The 719-nt window shown below is 65.6% G+C and carries 1 protein-coding gene; it reads left to right on the top strand.

The genetic code is table 11. The annotated features are described in order from the left end of the window. On the top strand, positions 1-719 hold a 719-nt coding region (locus VYJ16_RS22135), incomplete at both ends, for a phosphate ABC transporter ATP-binding protein (RefSeq protein ID WP_336352485.1).

Below are 719 nucleotides of genomic sequence, written 5' to 3'. Positions count from 1 at the left end.
CGCGAGGAGTGGACGGAGTTCGAGTTCGAGGGCGACGCGAAGTTGAGCGTCGAGGACCTGAACGTGTGGTACGGCGACGACCACGCCTTGAAGGACGTCTCCATGGACATCCCGGAGAATTCCGTCACCGCCCTCATCGGGCCGTCTGGGTGTGGGAAGTCGACGTACCTGCGGTGCCTGAACCGGATGAACGACCGCATCAAGGCCGCCCGCATCGAGGGCAGCGTGAAGCTGGGCGGGACGGAGATCTACGACGCGAACGCGAACCTCGTCGAACTCCGCAAACGCATCGGGATGGTGTTCCAGGCGCCGAACCCGTTCCCGAAGAGCATCAAGGAGAACATCAGCTACGGGCCGCGCAAGCACGGCGACATCGACACCGGCCTGCTCGCCAGGCTCTTCGGGCGCGACGACACCGAGGAGGAGTTGGAGCTCGTCGAGCGCGCGCTCAAGCAGGCGGCGCTCTGGGACGAGGTCTCGGACCGACTCGACGACAACGCGCTCGGCCTCTCTGGTGGGCAACAGCAGCGGCTCTGCATCGCTCGCGCGCTCGCCGTCGACCCGGAGGTCATCCTCATGGACGAACCCGCGAGCGCACTGGACCCCATCGCCACCTCGAAGATCGAGGACCTCGTCGACGAACTCTCGAAGGAGTACACGGTCGTCATCGTCACCCACAACATGCAGCAGGCCGCCCGCATCTCGGACCAGACCGCGGT

The organism is Halorubellus litoreus (assembly GCF_037081675.1).
Lineage (GTDB): Archaea > Halobacteriota > Halobacteria > Halobacteriales > Natrialbaceae > Halorubellus > Halorubellus litoreus.
This window is presented reverse-complemented; position numbering and strand designations above follow the sequence as displayed.